This is a genomic window from Mycobacterium sp. IS-1496 (assembly GCF_001499995.1).
GTDB lineage: Bacteria > Actinomycetota > Actinomycetes > Mycobacteriales > Mycobacteriaceae > Mycobacterium.
The window spans coordinates 25,664-31,757 of record NZ_LQIU01000040.1 but is presented as its reverse complement, the minus strand read 5'-3'; the positions used below and the strand labels follow the sequence as shown (position 1 = coordinate 31,757).

2 protein-coding genes are annotated in these 6,094 nt (G+C 71.5%); both read left to right on the top strand.

The features are described 5' to 3' along the window. The first annotated feature begins 212 nt into the window (after positions 1 to 212). Complete coding sequence (gene iniR, locus AU195_RS19185; RefSeq protein ID WP_059160648.1) at positions 213 to 2,750, top strand: isoniazid response ATPase/transcriptional regulator IniR; 2,538 nt, start codon at positions 213 to 215, stop codon at positions 2,748 to 2,750. A gap of 136 nt (positions 2,751 to 2,886) precedes the next feature. Further along, positions 2,887 to 6,093, top strand: coding sequence for a heterodisulfide reductase-related iron-sulfur binding cluster (locus AU195_RS19180; RefSeq protein ID WP_059160647.1), 3,207 nt, complete (start codon positions 2,887 to 2,889; stop codon positions 6,091 to 6,093). Position 6,094: the final 1 nt, after the last annotated feature.

Genomic DNA, 6,094 nt, shown 5'->3' with positions numbered 1-6,094 from the left:
CCACCCAGCAGAACCCGACGAGCACCACGCAGCAGACCACAACGACGACCCAACCGACCACGACCACCACGCGGCCGACCACGACCCAGCCGCCCACGACGACGCAGCCGCCGCCGACCACCACGGTCGCGCCGCCGCCGACGACCGTCGACCCGCCGGATCCTCCGGTCACGACGGTCCCCGTGCCCGACGACGGCGCCTGACCCCGCACCATGACGAGCCCGGCGCCGCATCGTCAGCAGGAGCTTCCGGCCGCGGCGCGCGACGCCGTCGCGGCGATCGAAGCGGACCCCGCGGCGCCGGCGAAGATGCTGGTCACTGGCGGTATCGGAACGGGGAAGTCGACCGTGCTCGCCGCCGTGCGGGCGACTCTGCGGGCGGCGGGCCGTCCCGTGCTGTCACGCCCCCGGCGCCCCGGCGACCCCGCCGAGGCCGCGGTCGTCGTCGACGATGCGCACCTACTCGACGCCGATGAGCTCGAAGCGCTCACCGACCTCGTGGCCGAATCGGCGTCGACGGTGGTGATCGCCACGCAACCGCTCGCCCACCACGCCGCGCTGCGCGGGCTGGCCACGGCGCTCGAGCGCGAGAACCCCGCTGTCACACTGGGTTCGGTCACCCCGGTGGAGGTCGGACGGGCGGCGGCCGCGACGCTCGGCGCCGCCCCCGCACCCGAGGCGGTCCGGCTCCTGACGACGGTCACCGCCGGCCTGCCGTTCCTGCTGCGTCCGGCTCTCGCCGCGATCGCCGACGGCGCGGCGGCGGTGCGGCACAGCACCCGGGTCGCGCTGGTGGAACGGTTGCGCCGGCTCGACGAACCGCTGCTCGACACGCTGCTCGTGGCGTCGCTGAGCCCTGAGCTCGGACCCGACGACGTCGCGGCGGCCCTGCGCATACCGTCGGACACCGCGCTGGCCGACGTCGACCGGGCCCGGGCCAGCGGCCTGCTCGAGCCGAGCCACCACCACAGCTTCCTGCGCACCCTGCACGACGGCCTCGGGCAGATCGTCGGCGCAGCGCGCCACCACGACATCGAGGTGTCCCTGCTCTGCTCGCAGCTCGAATTATCAACTCTCACAGCTGATCTCGCGCTTCGAATGGCCGAGCACGGACTGCGTGACGAACGGCTCGCCCAGGCGCTCGCCGACCTGGCCGCGCACACCGCCGGCGAACCCGCCCGCGCGGCACGGCTGTACCGGGCGGCCGCGGACGCCGGCGCCACCGCGCTCAGCGCCCAACTCGCCGACGCTCTCGCGCTGACGGGCGACTGTGCGACGGCGGGCCGGATCGCCGACGAACTGCTCACCTCCCAGGATCCGGACGAGCGGGCCGCGGCGGTCCGGATCTCGGCGAGCATCGCGATGCACGACGGCAGCGCCACACAGGCGCTCGACCTCTTCCGCTGGCTCGGGCCGTCCCCGGATGCGGTGCTGAGCGCGGCGGGCACCGTCGCCGCACTCGCCGCCGGCGACGCGACCACCGCCGAGGAGCTCGCGCGCACCCAGGCCGCGGGCCCGCCGACCTCGATCGCGCGGGCGGCCCGCAGCCTGGGCGAGGGGCTCGTGCTGTCCCTCGGCCAGCCCTACCCCGTCGCGGCGGCGCGGCTGGGCCAGTCGCTGAACACCGAGCACGGCCGAGGCGGCGTCACCCCCGACACCCCGGCCGCGCTGGTGACGCTGGCGGCCCTGCACGGCGGAGACCCGGTGCGCGCCCGCAGCGTGATCGGCCGGGCGGTCCGGACCGGCCGCGACGACGGGTCCGCCGATGCGATCTTCGTCACGCACCGGCACCGCCTGCTGCTGGGGTGGACGCACATGCAGGACGGGCAGTTGCAGGCCGCCGCCGCCGCGGCGCCGCGGCCGGGCACCGACCTGCACCGCCGCGATGCGCTGTGGGCGGCGGCGCTGCAGACGGCGATCGCGCGGCGCAGCGGCGACAGCGGCGCCATGCAGATGCAGTGGTACTCCGCGATGGAGGTGTTGGCCGAATACTCGGTCGACCTGTTCGCACTGCTCCCGCTCGGCGAGCTGTGGGTGGCCGCCGCGCGGCTGCGACAGGTGGAACGGCTGCAGCACACCCTCGACGAGGCGTTCGCCCTGCTGGCGGCGCTGGGCGATCCGGTGTTGTGGTCGGTGCCGCTGCACTGGGCCGGGGTGCACGCCGGCATCCTGGCGAACTCCCCGGAGGCCGTCGCCCCGCACGGACAGGCGCTGACCGCGGCCAGCCGGGACGAGCGCGCGCAGAGCGCGTTCGCACGAGCGCTGGCCACCGCGGGTCGCACCTGGTTGCGGGTGCTCGCCAACCAGGTCGACGTCGACGAGGTGACGACCGCCGCCCGCGGTCTCGCACAGTTCGGCCACACCTGGGACGCGACCCGGCTGGCCGGGCAGGCCGCCCTGCAGACGCCGGACGGCCGGGTCTCGCAGGCGATGCTGCAGCTGGCCCGCGACCTCAAGCAGAGCGTCACCGGCGCCGAAGTCCCGGTGGAGAGCGCGACACCGGCACCGGTGTCGGCCCCGTCGGCGGCGACGCCCGCACGCGCCACGTCTTCGGCGCAGCTCTCCGAGCGCGAACGCGAGGTGGCCGAGCTGTTGCTGCTCGGCATGCCGTACCGCGACATCGGCGCCCAACTGTTCATCTCAGCGAAGACGGTCGAACACCACGTCGCCCGGATCCGCCGCCGGCTCGGGGCGGAATCGCGGTCCGAGATGCTGTCGATGCTGCGCGCACTTCTCGCCCCGTCGAGTTAGCCGAATTGCGGGTTAGGGCAGCCTTCGTAGCGGCCCGCATACCGGTGGTGTCACTATGAGCAGGACCGAGCTCAAGTTACCGACGGGTAACTTAGCCTAAGTTACTGTTGAGTAACTTCACACCGGGAGGCCGCGCGTGGACACGCAGATTCTGATCCGACTCGTCGTCGGGTTGCTGATGACCGCCATCGTGATCGCGCTCGCCGCAAAACGCGTGCTGTGGCTGACCAAGTTGATCCGGTCCGGCGCGCCCACGAGCGAGGCCAACAACCGCAAGGACAACCTCGGCAAACGCATCACCACGCAGTTCGAAGAGGTCTTCGGCCAGACCCGCCTGCTGCGCTGGTCGATCCCCGGTATCGCGCACTTCTTCACGATGTGGGGCTTCTTCATCCTCGCGTCGGTCTACCTGGAGGCCTACGGCCTGCTGTTCGACCACGACTTCCACATCCCGATCATCGGCAAGTGGGATGTGCTCGGCTTCCTGCAGGACTTCTTCGCCGTCGCCGTGCTGCTCGGCATCATCACCTTCGCGATCATCCGCATCGTGCGCGAGCCCAAGAAGCACGGCCGCGACTCCCGGTTCTACGGTTCGCACACCGGCGGCGCCTGGCTGATCCTGTTCATGATCTTCAACGTCATCTGGACCTACGCCCTGGTCCGCGGCGCGGCCGCCGACGTCGGCAACCTGCCCTACGGCAACGGCGCGTTCTTCTCGCAGTTCATGGGCTGGGTGCTCAGCCCGCTGGGCCATGACGTGAACGAGTGGGTCGAGACCGTCGCGCTGCTGCTGCACATCGCGGTCATGCTGATCTTCCTGCTGATCGTGCTGCACTCCAAGCACCTGCACATCGGTCTGGCGCCCATCAACGTCACGTTCAAGCGGCTGCCCAACGGCCTCGGTCCGCTGCTGCCGATGGAGTACAACGGCCAGCCGATCGACTTCGAGGATCCCGCCGAGGACGCGGTGCTCGGCCGGGGCAAGATCGAGGACTTCACCTGGAAGGGCTACCTCGACTTCACGACGTGCACCGAGTGCGGCCGCTGCCAGTCGCAGTGCCCGGCGTGGAACACCGGTAAGCCGCTGTCGCCCAAGCTCGTGATCATGAACCTGCGCGACCACATGTTCGCGAAGGCGCCGTACATCCTGGGCGACAAGGAGTCGCCGCTGGAGAACACCCCCGAGGGCGGCCTCGGCGAGGAACTGCGCGGCGAGAAGCAGTCCGAGAAGCACTCGCACGACCACGTTCCGGAGTCCGGTTTCGAGCGGATCATGGGTTCGGGCCCCGAGCAGGCCACCCGCCCGCTCGTCGGCACCGCAGAACAGGGCGGCGTAATCGACCCCGACGTGCTGTGGTCGTGCACCACCTGCGGCGCCTGCGTCGAGCAGTGCCCGGTGGACATCGAGCACATCGACCACATCGTCGACATGCGCCGCTACCAGGTGATGATGGAATCCGAGTTCCCCGGTGAGCTCGGTGTGCTGTTCAAGAACCTGGAGACCAAGGGCAACCCTTGGGGCCAGAACGCCAAGGACCGCACCAACTGGATCGACGAGGTCGACTTCGACGTGCCGGTGTTCGGCAAGGACGTCGACTCCTTCGCGGGCTACGAGTACCTGTTCTGGGTCGGCTGCGCCGGCGCTTACGAAGACCGCGCCAAGAAGACCACCAAGGCCGTCGCCGAACTGCTCGCCATCGCCGGCGTCAAGTACCTGGTGCTCGGCGAGGGTGAGACCTGCAACGGTGACTCGGCCCGCCGCTCGGGCAACGAGTTCCTGTTCCAGCAGCTCGCCGCCCAGAACGTCGAGACCCTCAACGACCTCTTCGAGGGCGTCGAGCGGGTCGACCGCAAGGTCATCGTCACCTGCCCGCACTGCTTCAACACCCTGGGCCGCGAATACCCGCAGGTCGGCGGTAACTACACGGTGCTGCACCACACCCAGCTGCTGAACCGGCTCATCCGCGACAAGAAGCTGGTGCCGGTCACCCCGGTCGGCGGCGACGGGGCGAACGGGCAGGACATCACCTACCACGACCCCTGCTACCTCGGTCGGCACAACAAGGTCTACGAGGCTCCGCGGGAGTTGATCGGCGCCTCCGGCGCGAAGCTGACCGAGATGCCGCGGCACGCCGACCGCGGTCTGTGCTGTGGCGCAGGCGGTGCGCGGATGTGGATGGAAGAGCACATCGGCAAGCGCGTCAACACCGAGCGCACCGAAGAGGCAATCGACACCGGCGCGTCGCGGATCGCGACGGGCTGCCCGTTCTGCCGCGTGATGATGACCGACGGTGTCGACGAGGTCGCCGCGGCCAGGGACATCGAGAAGGTCGAGGTGCTCGACGTCGCCCAGCTGCTGCTCGGCTCCCTCGACACCAGCACGGTCACACTGCCGGAGAAGGGCACCGCCGCCAAGGAGGCCGAGGAACGCGCCGTCAAGGCCGCCGCGGCCGCACCGGCACCGGCGCCCGAGGAGGCCCCCGCCGACGAGCCGGTCGATGCCGACGAGGCACCGGCCGCCAAGGCGTCGACCGCCACTGAAACCAAACCCGTCACGGGTCTCGGCATCGCCGGTGGCGCCAAGAAGCCGGGCGCGAAGAAGACGGCCGCCGCCGAGGACAAGCCGGCCGCTGCGGCGGCTCCGGCGAAGGGGCTCGGCATCGCCGGCGGCGCCAAGCGTCCCGGCGCGAAGAAGACGGCGGCCGCTCCGGCGGAGGCCAAGGCCGAGACCACCGAGGCGCCTGCCGCGGCCCCGGCCAAGGGGCTCGGCATCGCGGCCGGCGCCAAGCGTCCAGGGGCGAAGAAGACGGCGGCGGCCCCGGCGGAAGCCAAGGCCGAGACCACCGAGGTCAAGGCAGAGGCGCCCGAGGCCCCCGCCAAGCCGGAGCCCGAGGTCAAGGGTCTGGGCATCGCCGCGGGTGCGCGTCGCCCCGGCGCGAAGAAGGCCGCGCCGAAGGCCTCGCCGAACGAAGGTGCGGGCACGGTCGTGCAGCCGCCGAATGTGGACCCGGACAAGGCCGAGGCCGGTACGGAAGCAGCGGACACCGCCGATTCCGATCTGGGGCTTCATCCCAAGCCCGAACCGGAGGTCAAGGGCCTGGGCATCGCAGCCGGCGCGCGCCGCCCGGGCGCCAAGAAGAAGGCACCCGCACCGGCAGCCAAGCCTGCCGAACCGCAACCGGAACCCGAGGCCGAGGCCGCGCCGGAACCCGAGGCCGCGACCGAACCCGAGCCCACGCCCGAGCCCGCCTCCGGCAACGGAGACGCGCGCATCGTCGGTGAGGAACCGCCGGTCAAGGGCCTCGGCATCGCCAAGGGCGCCCGCCGCCCCGGGAAGCGGTAAC